Origin of the sequence: Vibrio sp. 10N.286.48.C11 (assembly GCF_041469805.1) — a bacterium.
Classification (GTDB): Bacteria; Pseudomonadota; Gammaproteobacteria; order Enterobacterales; family Vibrionaceae; genus Vibrio; species Vibrio crassostreae_C.
Window position 1 is genome coordinate 1 of sequence record NZ_JBFRLK010000065.1, and the last position, 17,371, is coordinate 17,371.

The 17,371-nt window shown below is 45.0% G+C and carries 17 protein-coding genes; 6 read left to right on the forward strand and 11 right to left on the reverse strand.

The window, feature by feature from the left end; translation table 11 throughout:
* Positions 1-371: 371 nt before the first annotated feature.
* From AB4209_RS16550 to AB4209_RS16575, 6 genes are all read right to left on the reverse strand, one after another.
* Positions 372-1,154, reverse strand: coding sequence for a heme ABC transporter ATP-binding protein (locus AB4209_RS16550; RefSeq protein WP_372056515.1), 783 nt, complete (start codon positions 1,152-1,154; stop codon positions 372-374).
* Positions 1,154-2,191 carry an iron ABC transporter permease gene (locus AB4209_RS16555; protein WP_017064312.1) on the reverse strand — a complete coding sequence of 346 codons (1,038 nt, stop codon included), beginning with the start codon at positions 2,189-2,191 and terminating at the stop codon, positions 1,154-1,156. The genes AB4209_RS16550 and AB4209_RS16555 overlap by 1 nt, the downstream gene beginning before the upstream one ends.
* 103 nt (positions 2,192-2,294) lie before the next feature.
* Entirely contained in the window at positions 2,295-3,182 is an 888-nt protein-coding gene (locus AB4209_RS16560; protein ID WP_017062757.1) for a hemin ABC transporter substrate-binding protein, read from the reverse strand.
* Positions 3,183-3,330: 148 nt separating this feature from the next.
* Positions 3,331-3,744, reverse strand: coding sequence for a biopolymer transporter ExbD (locus AB4209_RS16565; protein ID WP_017062756.1), 414 nt, complete (start codon positions 3,742-3,744; stop codon positions 3,331-3,333).
* The gene (locus AB4209_RS16570; RefSeq protein WP_065583702.1) at positions 3,741-4,442 is read right to left on the reverse strand and encodes a MotA/TolQ/ExbB proton channel family protein; all 702 of its coding nucleotides are present in this window, start codon (positions 4,440-4,442) and stop codon (positions 3,741-3,743) included. Before AB4209_RS16570 ends, AB4209_RS16565 begins: the two co-directional genes overlap by 4 nt.
* A gap of 2 nt (positions 4,443-4,444) precedes the next feature.
* Positions 4,445-5,236 (reverse strand): energy transducer TonB, encoded by a 792-nt coding sequence (locus AB4209_RS16575; RefSeq protein ID WP_017062754.1) that lies wholly within the window; start codon positions 5,234-5,236, stop codon positions 4,445-4,447.
* 161 nt (positions 5,237-5,397) lie between these two features.
* Here AB4209_RS16575 and hutW point away from each other — a divergent pair, with 161 nt between their 5' ends.
* The 4 genes from hutW to AB4209_RS16595 all read left to right on the forward strand — a co-directional run bounded on the left by hutW (position 5,398) and on the right by AB4209_RS16595 (position 8,737).
* Positions 5,398-6,807, forward strand: coding sequence for a heme anaerobic degradation radical SAM methyltransferase ChuW/HutW (hutW, locus tag AB4209_RS16580; protein WP_017062753.1), 1,410 nt, complete (start codon positions 5,398-5,400; stop codon positions 6,805-6,807).
* A gap of 48 nt (positions 6,808-6,855) precedes the next feature.
* Complete coding sequence (hutX, locus tag AB4209_RS16585; RefSeq protein ID WP_016784265.1) at positions 6,856-7,377, forward strand: heme utilization cystosolic carrier protein HutX; 522 nt, start codon at positions 6,856-6,858, stop codon at positions 7,375-7,377.
* Positions 7,378-7,532: 155 nt separating this feature from the next.
* Positions 7,533-8,063, forward strand: coding sequence for a heme utilization protein HutZ (gene hutZ, locus AB4209_RS16590; protein ID WP_004731858.1), 531 nt, complete (start codon positions 7,533-7,535; stop codon positions 8,061-8,063).
* 113 nt (positions 8,064-8,176) lie between these two features.
* Positions 8,177-8,737, forward strand: coding sequence for an ATP:cob(I)alamin adenosyltransferase (locus tag AB4209_RS16595; RefSeq protein WP_017062752.1), 561 nt, complete (start codon positions 8,177-8,179; stop codon positions 8,735-8,737).
* A 94-nt stretch (positions 8,738-8,831) separates the two neighbouring features.
* Here AB4209_RS16595 and AB4209_RS16600 read toward each other — a convergent pair whose 3' ends face one another.
* Positions 8,832-9,746 carry a chemotaxis protein gene (locus tag AB4209_RS16600; protein ID WP_017062751.1) on the reverse strand — a complete coding sequence of 305 codons (915 nt, stop codon included), beginning with the start codon at positions 9,744-9,746 and terminating at the stop codon, positions 8,832-8,834.
* Positions 9,747-10,027: 281 nt separating this feature from the next.
* Here AB4209_RS16600 and ppiC point away from each other — a divergent pair, with 281 nt between their 5' ends.
* Together ppiC and AB4209_RS16610 are read left to right on the forward strand one after the other, a co-directional pair.
* A complete protein-coding gene (gene ppiC, locus AB4209_RS16605) occupies positions 10,028-10,309 on the forward strand; it encodes a peptidylprolyl isomerase PpiC (RefSeq protein ID WP_258185064.1) in 282 nt (93 codons plus the stop codon).
* A 283-nt stretch (positions 10,310-10,592) separates the two neighbouring features.
* Positions 10,593-11,999 carry an alpha-amylase family glycosyl hydrolase gene (locus AB4209_RS16610; RefSeq protein WP_017062749.1) on the forward strand — a complete coding sequence of 469 codons (1,407 nt, stop codon included), beginning with the start codon at positions 10,593-10,595 and terminating at the stop codon, positions 11,997-11,999.
* Positions 12,000-12,127: 128 nt separating this feature from the next.
* Here the strand turns inward: AB4209_RS16610 and AB4209_RS16615 are convergent, their stop codons facing one another.
* From AB4209_RS16615 to AB4209_RS16630, 4 genes are all read right to left on the reverse strand, one after another.
* Positions 12,128-13,999, reverse strand: a complete 1,872-nt coding sequence (locus tag AB4209_RS16615; protein ID WP_017062748.1) for a methyl-accepting chemotaxis protein — start codon at positions 13,997-13,999, stop codon at positions 12,128-12,130.
* 435 nt (positions 14,000-14,434) lie between these two features.
* Positions 14,435-15,805 carry a YjiH family protein gene (locus AB4209_RS16620; protein ID WP_017064319.1) on the reverse strand — a complete coding sequence of 457 codons (1,371 nt, stop codon included), beginning with the start codon at positions 15,803-15,805 and terminating at the stop codon, positions 14,435-14,437.
* Between the two features lie 228 nt (positions 15,806-16,033).
* Positions 16,034-16,708 (reverse strand): YoaK family protein, encoded by a 675-nt coding sequence (locus AB4209_RS16625; RefSeq protein WP_372056518.1) that lies wholly within the window; start codon positions 16,706-16,708, stop codon positions 16,034-16,036.
* Between the two features lie 175 nt (positions 16,709-16,883).
* Positions 16,884-17,303, reverse strand: coding sequence for a GFA family protein (locus AB4209_RS16630; RefSeq protein WP_372056520.1), 420 nt, complete (start codon positions 17,301-17,303; stop codon positions 16,884-16,886).
* Positions 17,304-17,371 lie beyond the last annotated feature (68 nt).

Here is a 17,371-nt window from a genome sequence, read left to right on the forward strand (position 1 = left end):
CGGAAAGCCGCGATGAACCTTTTTTTGTGCTTGCAGTTTCACTTCTTGTACGTTTTTCTCTCAATCCCACATCGATTTCGCAGTCTTGTTGAATGATGTTATTTCCTTTCTTTTTATATGCTTACGCTCGCGGCTTGTTTTACTCTTCAGTGTTAAAAGCTAAGTAACCCTAACAAGTAGAGTTCATTTCTAGAGCCTCAAATGCTCAAGGTGAGTCGTTTTGGTGCTTGCTGTTGTGGTTATTAATAAAATTGAGTTTAAGCCGAGAGAGTGGCTGTGAGCCAATAAAAAGCCCCGAACAAATCGAGGCTTAGGATTACGTCATTGTTATCAAGAACGAATACTCAAAACGAGTCGCTCCTTAATCGGACTTATTGTGCGGGGTGAACCTGAGGGAAGCTCATGGTTGGGTGTTTTTCTACGATACTTTTGTAACCATACACATCTTCTATCATCGAAGGTTTCAGTGCATCCCAAGGCTTGCCATCACACACCAAATTGCCATCTTTCAATACCACCAATCGATCGGAATACTGCGCGGCTAAGTTGAGATCATGCAAAACCACGATAACCGCGGCATTGTGGTTATCGGCTAATTCTCTCGCAATCTTTAAGGTGTTGTGCTGGTGGGCAAGATCCAGTGCAGAGGTTGGTTCATCAAGCATCAAAATACATTGGTCACCAGAATAGTGAAGCTGGGTTAACACTCGAGCCAAGTGCACTCGCTGCTTTTCACCGCCTGATAGCGAAGGATAAAGTCTTTCACTCAGGTGAGTCACATCAGCAACATCCATTTTTTGGCTAGCAATGCTGGTCAGCTTCTTGTTGGATTCTTGCAGAGGAATCCCACCAAGCTCGACAACTTCATGTGCCAAGAATGGGAAGGTCAATGTGCTGTGTTGAGGAAGCATAGCAAGGTGCTTCGCTAACTTTTGAGAAGGCCACTTGTCTTTACTGTGTCCAAAATACTGGATATCGCCGTTGCTTGATATCTCTTGGCACAAAGCTTTAAGCAGCGTGCTTTTACCTGCGCCATTTGGCCCAAGCAGTGTGGTTACCTTTCCCGCTTCAATCTCAATAGAAACGCCATCTAATATCACTTTACTGCCGAACTTCACTTCGATATCGGTCGCTTTTAAAGCTGAAGGAAACATTAAAGGATTCTCCCTTTCTGTTGAAATAGTAGATATAAGAAGAATGGGGCGCCGATAATCGCAGTGACAATACCAACAGGAAGTTCAGCCGGAGCAAGTACCACACGTGAGAACATGTCTGCGGCGGTTAGCAGCAGTGCGCCTAGTACCGCTGATAGTGGCAACAGAACTCGGTGGTCAGGGCCTGCCAACATGCGACCTAAATGTGGGATAACCAATCCAATAAAACCAATCATGCCAGACAGGCTAACTGTGATACCAACGCCCGCAGCCGTCAGTAGAATCAGCTTTCGTTTCAGCTTTTGAACTGGGATACCAAGGTGTTGCGCTTCTGACTCGCCCAGTAATAGAGCATTTAGAGACATCGCTTGGCGGTAGAAAACAACAAACAAGCCAACGAGCGTGACAGCTGCCAGCAAAATTCCTGACCACTTAGCGCCCGCCAATGAACCCATCGACCACAATGAAAGATCGCGCAGCATTTGGTCATCAGCAATGAAATTCAAGAAGCCAATACCTGCGCCAGAGAGCGCACTGATCGCCACACCCGCCAACAACATGATGGTGACAGAGGTGCCGAATTTACCTGTACCCAGCTTATACACCAGCAGCGTGGTTAAAGCGCCGCCAAGAAAAGCGAACACAGGAACCGCAGCAAAGTTCATGAAAGCAGGGTATTGAAGCGATAGCTCAGAGAACAAAACGATAGCCAGTGCAGCACCTAATGCTGCGCCCGCAGACACACCTATGATGCCAGGTTCTGCAAGTGGGTTTCGAAACAAACCCTGCATCACTGCACCACACAAGGCGAGGATCGCACCAATCAGCATGCACAAGATGGTTCTAGGTAAGCGGATCTCTTGAATCACTAAGTTGATGTGAGGTGCTAAGTCATTGTTTGGTTTAATTAAGCTTGTGGCGCTGTCCGCTAAGCTAATGTTCATTGGCCCAACAGTGATCGAGTACAGCGCGACAAAAGCTAGGGTTGCACCTAGAGCTAACATCGACGTTTTCAGTGGGACGGAGCGTAACAACATAAAGGGCCTCAATATCTATCGCTAACTTCGACCTCCTTCAACAACAGCGTGAGTCAGTTGGTGAGGGAAGCGAATTAGCGATAGCAGAAATAGGGTGGTTGAGTTATAGCGGGTAGATAAGTGCGTTTAGACGCTTTGCTTCAGAGAGGCTTTCTAGGCCAAGCCCGCCAACCAAAGCACTGCCATTTACGGTAATGATTTGCTTGTTCATACCTGCAGGCGTTGCCGCTAGCATAGGCAGTGATTTCAGGATGGCATCTGCGCCGCCCATTTTTTGATAACTACGGCCGCTTACTAAAATGACATCAGGTTGCATCTCAACGAGTGATTCCATTGAAAGTGGCTTGTAAGACGTTAAGCTCTGAGCGGCAGGGTTGATACCGCCAGCTAACTCGATGATTGCGTTTGGTGATGTTTCACCGCCAGCAACGTTGGCAGGGCGACCTTCATGCAGCAACAGGAATAGAACTTTCTTCGCTTCGTTGCTTGGTACTTGGTTCGCTTTCAGTGCTGCGATCTTTTGATTCACATCGGTTTTCACTTGCTGCGAGTGGTCTTCGGTATGGGTGATCTTTGCGATTTGGTCGATACGCTTTAATAGCCCTTCCACGTTTGCTTCAGTGTTAACAATCTCTACATCGACGCCTGCCGATTTTAATTGAGAGATAGCGTTGTCTGGTCCCATTTCATCCGAGCCAATCAACGTGGTCGGTTCTAGGGCAAGTAAGCCTTCCGCAGACAGGTTTCGGTGATAACCAATCTTTGGCAGGTTTTCTCCTTGAGGGAAGTGGCTGGTCACATCAATCGCGACTAACTGCTCTTCGGCACCTAATGCCAAAACCAATTCAGTAACGGCACTGCCAGCACTGATGATTCGAGGTTGTTCAGCGTCGTTGGCCATTGCGGGTGCGCTAAGTGCCAGGCTGATTGCAGCTAATGAAAGAAGAGGTGTCTTGGTCTTTAATTTATTGAGCACGTTTAAGTTGTTCATAATAAGTTCTTTATATTTTCTTTTTGTATCGCGAAGATACTCAGTGAGCAGTCCGTTCGCATTGTGAGTTCGAATCGATAGAGAGGCTTAGTCTGCTTGTTTAGTTTTATCAACCAGAAGCCAAACCTCGTGAAAATTGAGTGTCGCTCTAGCCATCGTCCGTGAGCAATTGAGTCGCTGGTATTCCGTTTTCTTGAAGGAATGAAAGCAACTTCACTAGGTTCTCCACGTTAGCGGCTTTATCTGCGCCAATGATGATCGGTTTTTTATCCGTTGAACCAGTCTCTTCTAACAGGGCAATCTTGAAATTTTCCCAGTCGATGTATTCTTGGCCGTTAATTGCCCAGTAGGGTTCGCGGTCTAAAATATTGACGCTAATCGAATCCTTGTGGACTTCAGAAACGTTTTTGACATCCGAGCTTGGCAGCTCAACTTCCAGTGACTCCAGCTTTACTGATGCCGTAAGCAATAGAAAAACCATCACGATAAAAATGATGTCGAGCAGCGGTGTTAAGTCTGGCGCTAGGCTCTGTGTGTGAGATGAGTGGGGCGTTTTAATCATGCTTGACTCACATCACCGATAGAGGTTTTGTTGATAGGCTTACCTTGAGTATCATCAGACTGATTGGTTTGAATCGACATGCCTTCTAGCCACACATTCACATAGTTCAATGTATGCTCCAATTGAGCCAGCACTCGATCGGCCCATAGCCCTAGTAGCTGAGCACCAGAAATAGCAGGAAGCGCAATCATCAAACCTGCTGCTGTGGTTCGCATTGCTAATCCAAGACCGTCTGCCAAATCATTAGGCGTGATGCTGCCTGTTGTCGCGGCAACGCCTTTAAACATCTCAATAAGACCAAGTACCGTACCAAGCAAGCCGATGAGTGGGCTGATCACGCCGATCAAACCAAGCAGTCTTAAACCTGCATGAAGCTGGTGGCGTTTTTCTTGTAGCCAGATCCCAGCGGCATCTTCACGTAACCCTTTTGAGAAAGAGTGGTGAGCAAGCAACATTGACACGCCCTTGTACAAGAGCGGGCGTTTACCTGAAATCGACTGAGCAAGCGCTTCAATCTCTTTGCTGTTGGTTGGTGAGGTTTGGTTTAACTCGCGACGAATGGCACGTTTGCCCACACCAATGCTGAGCATGACTTGGAAGACACGTTCAGCGATGATCATTGCTGTTAATGCTGAGCAGATAAGAAGAGGCCAAGTCATTAAGCCAAGTTGATCTTGTAAGTAACTGATTTGTTGCATGATTAATCCAACCTAAAACGAACAGGTATTTGTACTCGGTGAGCAATCGCTCGACCATTGACAGTGTGAGGTGAGAATTTCCATTGTTTAATGGCATCTAATGCGGCGTTATCGAGCATTAGCGCGCCTGATGAATTTACTAATGCTTGTTTAATTTGTTTGCCTTCAGCGTCTAGCCAGATCTCATACGTTGCGACACCCTCAACGCCACGGCGTCTTGCTTGGCGAGGGTAATTCGGTGGGGTAGGACGCGCAGAGAACGAAGGTTTAGTGACCAAAACCGGCTCTTGGTTTGATACGCCTTGATTTACTTCCTGAGGCTGGTTGGCAGACTCGTCCATATTCTTATCGACTTTCTTGTCGGCCAGTTTCTCTGGTTGAGTGGCTGGTTTTGGGCGTTCTTTCTTAACTACCTTTTTCTCAGTTACTGGTTTCTTTTGAACCGGCTTCTTCTCGACAACCTTTTGCTCAATCACTTTTTTCTCAACTTTCTTTGGTTGAGGTTTATTGGTGATCGCTTTTTTCTTTGGGGTTGGCTTAGCTTGCTTTGGCTCAACCGTTTTTGGTTCGGCTTGTGAGACGGTTTCTTTTATTGGCTCAGGTTTAACTGGCTCTGTGATTGTTTTTTGCTGAGCTTGTGAAGGAACGCTCTTAGGAGTGAAGTTGATCGATACCGTGTTCGATTGGCTACCTGCAGGCATCGCAAATACTTTGGATTCTTGAGCGACAAACAACAACGCGGCATGAATCACTAACGATGCACCGCCTGCAATAACATATCTAGGAACGTTCACAATCAATCCTTTACCAAATCAAAATTCTGTATCGGATTATTGCTTAGAATCTAAATAAGATCAATTATCAATTGCATTATCATTTGCGTGTATTTATGATTCTCTCAGTTTTTAGCGAATAGTCTTCCAGACTTTGCTATGTAAGTGTTTAGAGAGATTATATGAGTCTTAATATTTATAAATTTGACGAATCAATCTTGGGCGTTTCTAGCCCTGATCCGCTTCGTTTTGCGTTTGCGAAAAAGCATTCTGCACACGCCGGAGGAAGTTCAATTCCGGTCGACCCCAGTAAGAAGTTAGAACTCTTTGACGAACTGATGCTGAGTGAAGGGAAAAAACAGGATACGCGTTGCTTGTATATCCACATTCCTTTCTGTCGTGTGCGTTGTACGTTCTGCAATTTCTTCCAAAATGCCGCAAGCCGTAAATTAGTGGATGAGTATTTCGATGCACTGATGGTCGAGCTAAAGCAGAAAGCCAAAACACCTTGGGCTCAGTCTGGACTATTTCACGCCGTCTATATTGGTGGCGGAACTCCCACCGATTTGTCGTCTCAACAAGTTGAGCAGCTGGGTAAAGCGATTCGTCAATATTTCCCACTAGCAAACGATGTTGAGATGACATTGGAAGGGCGCATCAATCGATTTGGTGACGAGATGTTTGATCGTGCGCTTGAAGGTGGCTTCAATCGTTTCTCGTTCGGTATTCAAAGTTTCAATACTCAGGTTCGACGTAGTGCTAAGCGCCTAGATGACCGAGAGGTTGTGCTAGAACGTATCAGTTCACTAAGCCGCACCGAGCAAGCGCCAATCGTTCTTGATCTGTTATACGGATTACCACACCAATCTATGGAAGTGTTCCAACAAGATTTAGAAGACTACATGTCTACTGGCGCACACGGCATTGACCTCTACCAACTGATTGTTGCGGGCAATGCACCTATGCTTAATCTTGTTGAGAAAGGAAAAATCCCACCGCCTGCGAATACGCCAGATAAGGCGAGCATGTATTTGGCGGGTGTGGAGTTCATGGCAAAAAATAAGGTCAAGCAACTGAGCGTAAACCACTGGACTCGTGATAACCGCGAACGCAGCATTTACAACAGCTTAGCGAAAACTTATGCCGAAGTTCTACCCATTGGTTGTGGCGCTGGTGGCAACATCGGCGGTCATGGTGTGATGCAGCATCGAACTTTAGACAGCTACATGGAGTCTATAAAGCAAGGTCAATTACCTATTGCCATGATGACTAAGCAAAGCTCATTAGAGCCTATCTTCTCAACATTAAAGGCAGGTTTCGATTCTGGTGTTGTTAGAAGAAGTACGCTACCGAGATTTATGGGGCAAGATACGTTCGACTACCTCAAGCCTTTGTTCGCGCATTGGGAAAAGAACGGTTTAGTTGAGCTTTCGGAAGATTATCTGAGCCTGACTATTGCTGGCAGCTTTTGGGCGGTAAGCCTAGCGCAGAGTGTGATTCAAGTGCTTAACGCTGAATACCAAGCTATGCACCCAGCGCCTAAAGCGTCAGGTTCGGGCGTACACCCGCATGCAAGTTTGAAGCACGCTTAATATCGAATTTTTAGTTTATAACTTACTCGTTTATACGGAACATATTCAATGACAGATACAACATTAGAAATGACAGAAACTCTAGAACAACGCGTAGCTCTAATTTTAGAAGAAGAGCCAAAACTACTGCCAACAGCAATTGCTGAGAAGCTAGGTGTTTCAGAGGTTGAAGTGGTTGCTGCTTTTCCAAACGACATGGCGGTAATGCTAGATGGCAGCCGTGCTCAAGAGATTCTAGAAGGTTTAGTGGGTTGGGGCCCTGTGACCACTATCGTGCATTCATTTGGTTCTATCTTTGAAGTTAAAGCGCCATTCCCGAAAGGTAAGGTAGCGCGTGGTTACTACAACCTAATGGGCAAAGAGGGCGAGCTTCATGGTCACCTTAAACTTGATAACGTTAAACATATCGGTTTGGTGAGCAAGGCGTTCATGGGTCGTGAAAGTCATTACTTCGGCTTCTTCAGTGAAACCGGTGAGAACATTTTTAAGATTTACCTAGGCCGCAACGAAAAGCGTGAGCTTATTGCCGACCAAGTAGAACGCTTCAAAGCGCTAAAAGAACAAGCTTAAGTTCAATTTACAGTAAATAATCAGCAGCAATCTTACATAGGGTTGCCAACTGGCTTAAACAAGACATCAATGCTCGAGGATCGTTTAGTTCGCTAATGATCGCTCAACCTTGGGCAAAAATAATAAATCAGAGAAAGTGAAGAAAGGAATTACCCATGGAACAGCAAGTAAAACAAGAACGTCTACAAGGTCGCCTAGGTCCAGAAATTAAAGAGTTTCGCCAAGAGCGCCGTACCCTTCAACTTGCAACGGTTGATGAAGAAGGTCGCCCGAACGTAAGTTACGCACCTTTCGTTCAGAACCAAGAAGGTTACTTTGTTCTAATTTCTGATATTGCTCGCCATGCTCGCAACTTGAAAGCGAACCCTCAGGTCTCTTTGATGATGATTGAAGACGAAGAGAGCTCGAAGCAACTTTACGCACGTAAACGTTTAACGTTTGATGCTCAAGCAAGTGTTGTGGAGCGTGAAACGGAACTTTGGACTCAAGTGATTGGCCAGATGCAAGAGCGTTTTGGTGAAATCATTGATGGTTTGAGCCAACTTCAAGACTTCTCTCTGTTTAACCTTAAAGCTGAGAACGGCCTGTTCGTTAAAGGCTTTGGTCAGGCATACCAAGTGTCAGGCGACGATCTGGTGGATTTCGTTCACCTACAAGAAGGTCACAAAAAAGTATCTAACGAGTAATCTCGTTTAATCGATTTCTTTAGGAGCCCTCCAATGTGAGGGCTTTTTTATGTCTAAATCAAAGAGTTTCGTATATTGGCGTTTGATGACTATTTATATGTAAGGATCGGTACGTGAAACCAGTAAGTCGAGATTGGGACGAGTTCTGTTACCCGTTTATTTATGAAGACAGTCCTATCTGTGATTTTGAGATTTTGTCGGATGAACTTTGTTGCCGAGTTGGATTGGTGTTGTCTTTAGAGCTAGAGCCTCAGGTTCGTGAGATCCTGCAACGCTTGCAGCCAAACATCTACCATTTGAATGGCTCTGTGCGCGGTAAGCTTGCCATCACCGAGTCTGAATTGGTCGAGCTCAAGCAAGATTATCATCGTATCCGTGAGCAGTTAGAAGGGGGGGTTAAAGGCTTTGTCTTACCCGGTGGACACCGAGTGTCTAGTGAACTTCACTTGTGTCGTTGTCAGGCTAAGAAAGTTGTGCGAGCTTTGGTGAGTATTGAACATCATGAAAGCAAAAAGTCGCCAGACCCGATTCTTTTTAAATACGCCAACCTAGTCGCGAACACTCTCTATGCATTGGCCTCTTTTACCAATCATGTGAATGAAGTCGAGGAAGTGGAATTTGTGAGTAAGAGCTACTCTATGCCGAAAAAGTCTATGCCAGAAAACAAAGACTAACGGTTAGCTCTATTCTTATTAAGATTTGAAGAAAGAAGAGACTAAGAAGCTAAACCATTGAGCACTATGCCAGGTTTAGCTTCTATAACAGAGCCTAAGCAGCCGTAGAGGCGCCGTTTAAGACTTTTGCGCCGCGTAGCATAGCTTCGATTAATTCACCCGCGTTGAACTTCTCAAGCGCTTCATGCGCCCCCACCTGATTAGCACGGTCGACACAGATCTCACTGGACAGTGAGGTATGCAAAATACAGTAAGCGTGACTTAAAGCGCTGTCGTTTTGCACTTCAAATGCAAGCTCATAACCATCTAATCCCGGCATCTCGATATCACTCACCAGAAGATCAATGGCATTGCCAGCGCTGGCTTGGCGTCGCATTAGGTCGATGGCATCTAAGCCGTTGTTACATATGCTGTAAGGGATGTTGATGCTGTCTAAGGCATCAGATAACTGTTTACGTGCAATCAAAGAGTCATCCACTAATAAGATGTTCAATGCTTTGAGGCGTTCCCTTTCTACATCGGTCAGCATCGGGATATGAGCATTCTCATAAGCTGGGTAGATCTTAGAAAGCAGCAGTTCCACGTCGAGCATTTGCACAATACGGTCTTCGAAACGTGTAATACCGGTAACAAACACATTGCGACCCACACTGGTGGGTGGAGATTCAATGCTCTTCCAGTCGCATTCAATGATTTTATCAATTGAACGAACCAAGAACGCCACAACTGTTCTCAAACAGTCAGTAACGATGAGTACACAATCTTGGTATTCAGCGGGTGTTATCGGACGGAAGCCAATCGCAGCGGACATATCAATCACAGGAACTGTAAGGTCGCGGATAGTCACTGTACCAATCACGTGATGATGGGAGTAGGGGATCTGAGTCATCGGCTGAAAAGGGACGATTTCTCTGACCTTAAGCGTGCCAATCGCAAAACTTTGAGTGAGGGACAACTTGAACATCAACATTCCCTGTGACTGACTCGCTTTACTGATCGGTTTGGCCATAAGTGGCTCCTACTTAATACGCGCTTAATTTATAAGGATTAATTTAAAGGGAAATGGAAGCCGCAGCAAGTCGCGATGCGGTTTTTAATGGCCTTTAAGGCAGTTGTTTTCGGTTATAGAATGAAGAATAGCGGTTCTTGGGTTAAAATCACGCTAAACGCTGGCTGTCGATGAATTTATGTCGATAAGCCGTTAGCGGCAAACAGATTTACAACAGTCAGTTCATTCGCGATGTTCTAAGTAATCGTCGTAAGTAAACTGGCAGCAACAAACTGAGAATTATCATGGCAAGAACAGCAGCAGCGCTTCATATTTTGGTGAAGCATAAAGAACTAGCAGAAGACATCATGACGCAGCTTAAAAAGGGCGCTAAATTTCAAACGCTAGCGAAGAAACATTCAACCTGTCCATCTGGTAAAAAGGGCGGCGACCTAGGTGAGTTCAAAAAAGGTCAAATGGTGCCTCAGTTTGATAAGGTTTGTTTCTCTGGCGAGACGCTTGTACCACACCTTGTGAAAACAAAATTTGGCTGGCACGTCGTGAAGGTTCTTTACAGAACTTAGTTATAAATATGTGTTAGATTGAATAAAAGGAGCGTATATACGCTCCTTTTTTGTGACTTTTGTGCGCGTTTTAAAGCACTACGGTTGAGTGTTCATCCCAGACGTTATGCGATAATTGGTGCTACGCCCTCAACCATCCACCGTGAGTAATTGGTAGGAGGAGGAGGGTTTTTAATGAGTAACTCATATAATAAATGCCATTCTTGAGGAAATTTATTGCAGCTTTGCCTTTTAGCCTTTGCCTTTTCTAAAAAGCTGTAAACGAGTTTGGTAGGAGAACAACATGGAGAGTTCAGCTATGTTAAGCAAACCAGCGACAGATGTCATATTGCATGCCTTTGACTGGTGCTACGCTGACGTAATGAAGAACGCCCCACTGATCCAAGAGTTGGGTTATAAATCTGTTTTAGTATCACCGGCGATGAAATCGCTGCGCGGCCCTAAAGGTTGCGATCGAAATTCTGGCACTCAATGGTGGCAACGCTATCAGCCCCAAGACTATCGTGTGATCGATAATCAGTTGGGTGACACACAAGATTTTAAAGCGATGGTCGACACGTTAAAGCGACATGGGCTTCGTACTTATGTGGATGTGGTGTTTAACCACATGGCCAACGAATCGGGTATCCGCGGTGATCTAACGTATCCCAATCAGCAAGACATGGCGTCTTATCAAAAAGATGCTGACTATTATGAATCCATACGTTTGTTTGGTGACCTTTCTGAGCCTCTATTTGATGAGAACGACTTCGTGGAGGCGTTTGGCATCAAGAACTGGAAAGACACTTGGGAAGTGCAAAACGGGCGTATTACCGGTGGCGCGAGCGACCCTGGCCTGCCAACGCTGCTTGATAACGATAATGTGGTGGCACAGCAAAGAGCCTACCTAAAAGCACTGAAAGAGATTGGTGTGAAAGGGTTTCGCATTGACGCGGCAAAGCACATGACACTGGCACATCTACGCAAGGTGTGGACTGATGACATCTGCGAAGAAATGCACATCTTCGGTGAGATCATTACCGATGGCGGCGCGACAGAAGAAGAGTATGAGCTGTTCCTTGAGCCTTATCTTAAACACACTCGCTTAGGCGCTTACGATTTCCCGTTGTTCAACACCATCTTCAAAGCATTTGAAGAGCAGGGCAGCTTTAAGTCTTTGATTAACCCATACTGTTTTGGTCAGGCTCTGTCGAATATGCGAGCGATCACGTTTGCGGTCACTCATGATATTCCCAATAACGAGGTGTTTTTGGAGCATGTGATGGATGAAGTGGATGAGCGATTGGCTCATGCTTTCATTCTTGGTCGAGACGGCGGTGTGCCGCTTGTTTACAGTGAACTGAGCACCAGCGGTATTCTGGACAAGAGCGGTCAGCCTCGTTGGCTTAACGACTGGCAAGCGCCTTACATGAAAAGCATGATTCAATTCCATAACCATGTTCATGGCGAAGCGATGCGTGTGGTTGAAGCGAATGATGATTTGTTGGTGTTTGTCCGTGGCGATAAAGGCATTGTGGTGATCAACAAGTCGAAGCGAAGCAAAACAGCCTCATTAAATTGGACTGGTGCGGTAACCGATTTACTGTCGGATGATGTGTTTGAATGTGTTGGTAAGGATTTAACCATCAAGGTGGAATCGAACCAATGTATGATGTTAACGACGAATGAATTGAAGCCTGTCACGAGTTAACTTGGATAGACTAGAAAGAGAAGCCCCGCTTACTGGCAATCAGTAATCGGGGCTTTTTATTTTAAGCTATTGCTCGGTAACTAAACCAAATGGCGACTCAGCCAAACGGCAACTGAGCCAAACCTTGGTTAAACCGTAAACTTATTCAATAGCTCGTCTTGTTGGCGAACATTGTCAGTTTGCTGCTGCATTGCGGTATTCGCTTCTTGGGCCGCTGTTGATACTTGTGTTGAAAGGTCTTTGATCTTAACAGTGTTGTTATTGATCTCTTCCGCTACTAAGCTCTGCTCTTCTGCCGCTGAAGCAATCTGGATGTTCATATCTGAGATGCGTTGAATCGCGTCACGGATACGGTCAAGTGAAGAGTTCGCTTGCTGAGCTCGTTCAACGGCGTCAGTGGCTGTGTCTTTACTTTGGTTCATCGCGTTCGATACTGAGCTTGCACCCGCTTGGAGCTGCTCGATCATGTTGCGGATTTCCGTAGTTGATTCTTGAGTACGTTGTGCCAGAGTACGAACTTCATCGGCAACGACTGCGAAACCACGGCCTGATTCACCAGCACGCGCCGCTTCAATAGCCGCATTCAATGCCAGTAGGTTGGTTTGGTCTGCAATATCGTTGATTACTTTTAGAATTGTTTCGATGTTGGCTGTTGCTGATTCAAGTACTTGTACTTCGGCAACCGCTTGGTCGATACGTGCTGAAAGGTTATCAATCGCTTGAGTGGTGTCACTTACGACAGATGTGCCGTCTAGCGTTGCTTCGTCTGCTTCACGGGCTGCCGCTGCTGCGCCTTGAGCATTGTTTGCAACTTCAGTTGCAGTAACCGCCATCTCGTTCATTGCAGTCGCTAACTGTTCAAGCTCTTCCAGTTGGGTATTCATCGCTTTCGCTGATTCGCCTGCACCTTTAACCGTGATTTCAGTACCACGCTTAATTTCAACACCAATCGCTTTCGATTGAATGATCTGATTTTGCAGGTTTTCAGTAAAGGTGTTGAAACCTTTCGCTAGGTCAGAGAACTCTTGGTCTGTGTTGGTATCTAGGCGCTTAGTTAAATCACCTTGACCGCTCGCCACATCTTGAATGGCTTGGTTAAGCGCATCCAGTGGACGCATTAACACACGAATCAGAACAGTCAGTGCAATGATGCTGAGAATAACTGCAATCAACGAGTAGATCATTGAGCTGTTCTTCAATTCTTCAACGGTTTGGAACGCGATCTCTTCATCGAGGATTGCACCTATATACCAATCTTCACTAGGGATGTGGGTGAAATTAACTAGGAACATTTTGCCGTCGACTTCAATTTCTTGAGAGCCTTCACGAATAGTCGCTTGTGGCATGTAGCTTGATAGCGTTTCACCGTTGTTTTTCGCATTTGGGTGAGCAATCGTGGTGCCGTCGGCTGTTACTAGGAACAGGTAACCCGCATCAAACAAGTTCACTTGGTTGACCAAGGTAGCAAGGTTCGTCAATTCTAGGTCGTAGAACATACCCGCAGTAAAGCGGCCGTTGTCTTTAACTGGAGTACCTACTGATATGATGACTTTCTTACTTGATGCATCCACATAAGGAGCGGTAACAACTAAACTGTTTTTGGATTTAGCATCAATGTACCAAGGACGAATTCGTGGGTCGTAGTCTGGACCGGCATCCCAACCATCATCATTTTCAATAACGAAACCGTTTGCTTCATAACCAAAACCAACCGCTAGGAAGCTGTTTTTAAGCTTTGGCTTTTCTAAGATTTCTTTAACGTAAGCGCGATCTTCAGGGTTGATCTCGATGACTTCAGTCGTCGATTGAGCCAACGCTTTCTTGGCGTTCATCTCCGATACGACGGTATTTTTCACGCCCGAGACCATCTCTTTCAGGCTCGCATTGACGTGGTTTTCTACTGCACTTCTTACAGTGTAAAGTTGTTGTATTGAAAGCAATGATACTGTCACTAGCAGCAAGGCTGATGATGCAGCAACCACCTTATGGCTAAATTTCATTGAGTTTTCCCCTTCTCACAGGCTTTGCGAAGACTAAAGTTAATCGTGTTTTTGTAATTATATATATCGACTAGATTGGATTTTACTTGAATGTAATTTCACAAAATAGACTACAAAAATACAACAACCTAAACAATGCAAAATTCACTAAAGCGCATATTTGTTGCTTTTAGTATTTGGTTCAATGAGTTGGGGAATGGGGCTAGACGGAGTTTAAGGAGGAATTAAGAATGTATTAATTTGATAGTTATGCGTTCAGTTTTCTATTAAAAAGAGGCGGGGTGAACAAACGATATGAAATCAAATGACATGCAGAGCTTATAAATTAATTGAACTCCAAATAATACTGTGTATATATTTTCGCAAATAAAAAGCCCCACAAAAGTGAGGCTTTATAAACTGAATCTTTATTGAGTTACATAAGTAGTATCTAATTTAGAATATTAGATGCGCTACACCAGCGATAACTGGAAGCGTAATTAACGTACGTAGAATAAAGATAATAAACAGTTCTAAGATGTTCACTGGAATCTTACTGCCTAGAAGTAGAGCGCCCACCTCAGACATGTAGATCAGCTGAGTTACCGACATTGCTGCAATAACAAAGCGAGTCATCTCGTTGTCGATAGAAGCCGCAAGGATTGCTGGGATAAACATGTCCGCAAAACCAACAACAATCGTTTCAGATGCTGCAACCGCTTCAGGAACACCAAGTAGCTCTAGGAATGGAATGAAAGGCTGACCTAGGATTGAGAACACAGACGTGTATTCCGCAATAACCAGTGCCATTGTACCTAAACCCATAACAACAGGCAGTACGCCAAATACCATATCTACGGCGTTACGAACGCCTTCGCCAAATACAGATTTAGCCGACTTTACTTGAGATGCTTTATTTACCGCTAGCTCAAGACCCCAAGAGAACGTTGAGTGACCTGCTGGGATCGCGTCAGCGTCTTTGTGCGGCTTGCTGCCATCAATGAAAGTATCTTTCTTCATGCTTAGTGGTGGAAGGCGAGGGATGATCACCGCTGCCACAATACCCGCTAAACAGATTGCTGCGTAGAAAGGTAGGAACAGGTGCTCTAGTTCTACCTGAGCAATAACCACAAGACTGAATGTGATAGATACTGCTGAGAAAGTCGTACCAACAACCGCAGCTTCACGCTGAGTGTAGAATTTCTTCTCGTACTGTTTGCTTGTAAGCAGGATACCAACACTGCCGTCACCCAACCAAGAAGCCATACAGTCAATAGCACTGCGGCCTGGTAGGTTGAAGATTGGACGCATGATTTTACTTAGTAGCGTGCCAAACAGCTCTAGTAGACCAAAGTTAAGTAGAAGCGGAAGTAGCAAACCAGCAAAGATGAATACTGAGAACAGTGTCGGAAGCAGGCCTTCTAGAACCAGACCACCAGTATTTTCTTCCCAAATAACCTCAGGGCCAACTTGGAAGAAAGCCATAACGGCTGCAGCACCACCAATTAAACGAACCAGCAACCACAGTGGAGATGGGTTGAAAAGGCCGTTTAAAAATGAATTTGATGTAATGAATGTAGGCTTAAAAATGGTGCTTAAAACTGAAGCTACAGACATGAAAGCAACGATCGCAGTGATGATAGGGACTAGATATTCACCGAAAACCGCTTGAATTGATTTGGCTAAGATAGCTACAGGGATGGTTAGATCACCTTGATAGCTGATTGGCGCCATGAAAAGGAATAAACCAATCAATGATGGGATTAAGAAAACCCAGAAACTGCCTTTAGATTTCTCTGTTTGAGCAGTATTCGTGTTGTTAGACATGTTATTGTTCTCGAATTTCTACACGTAAAAAAGCCACATCCTTGGCATTTTTATTCACTAAACGTCCGTATTTTCTCATTGGGTGCAAGATTACCCAGTATTAATATCGCTTGCAATACTATTCATCAAATATAGCTAAATATTCATACTGGTTATTCTGCAACGTATTAAGAGTTTAGAATAAAGTGTTGCGGATGTTACGTAGTTTGAGGTTATATTGCCAGATATTTATAAATTGACTGGGGTTTCAGTTCGATAGGTCAAGTATAACCAGTAGCTAAACGCAATAATGAAAGCAAAAGAGGCAGGGAAAGCCAATGCCAAGATTTCGAAGCGTTGGAACAGACAAGCGCCAATTAAGCCGCCAAACAGGAAGCCAACCACAATGAAAATTAGCAGTTTGGCTTTACGGCGGTCAAAAGGCATCCCCTTTAAGCGAGCGCCAATCATGATCCCAAGATCGGTAATGATCCCGCTCATGTGTGTTGTTCGAATGATTGCCCCGCTGTAAGTGGTGATCATCGCGTTCTGCAAACCACACGCGGCTGAAGCGAAATACTGACCTGAAGTATAGCCTTGCAACAGTGTCCACAGCGCCAAAAACAGCAATCCACCCTCAATACATAGTGCAACACCGTAACGGCGTCCTAACTTCAATGCTTGGTTTTCAATAAAGAACCCGCTGAACGCCGCACCTAACATGAAGCTCATGATCACCAATAGGAGGTGAACAGAAGCCGAGGTCGGTGTAAGCAGGCTACTGCCTAGCAAAGACATGGTGCCGGAGATATGGGAGATAGCTTGATGTTGGAAGCCAAGTAAGCCGATAGCATTAACACTGCCAGCAAGACCAGCTAACAAAAGGGCGCCGTATTCAACCCAGCAAGGTAACTTAGAAATCATGTGGTTCACCCTGGGTTAAATAGAGGAGCAAGATTATAACGCTAGACAAAAGATACGCTAGAGCTGTGAAGCGTTGATATTTGATCTTAGGCAACAGTATTGCAGTTTGTTTTAATACTGTTGCTATATAAAGATAATGGTCAATAACGAGATAAAGATAACGCTCAATGACGAACTAGTTGTAATGGCTCATTTGGTGGTCGAACTTAACCCAACCGTGTTTGCGTTCTTCATAAACCGAAAAGCTCGGCAGTGGGAAGTCTTGCTCTTTAAATAATCCGAGCGGGACGATATAAAAATCAGCGGCGGCAACCGACTGCAAAAGCATGGTGGTGCCACACTTGGGACAAAACTGATAGGTGACTTCATTACCCGTATCGCTGATGCGTGAAAAAGAGGTCACTTCACCGCTGAGTGTAACTTGTTCTATTGGGAACAGAGCCTGAACGCCGAACACACTTCCGGTGCGTTTCTGACACTCATAGCAATGGCAGACAGATGTACGTTGAGGTTCACCTCGGCATACTAGGTTGACTGCTCCACAGCGGCATTCGCAACTTCTGATATTTCTATCTTTAATATGATTGATATCCATCCATGCTCCACTTCTGGTTAACCCCAGGGCGGGAGCATGCTTTGATGAATTTATAACCCAAAGAAGAC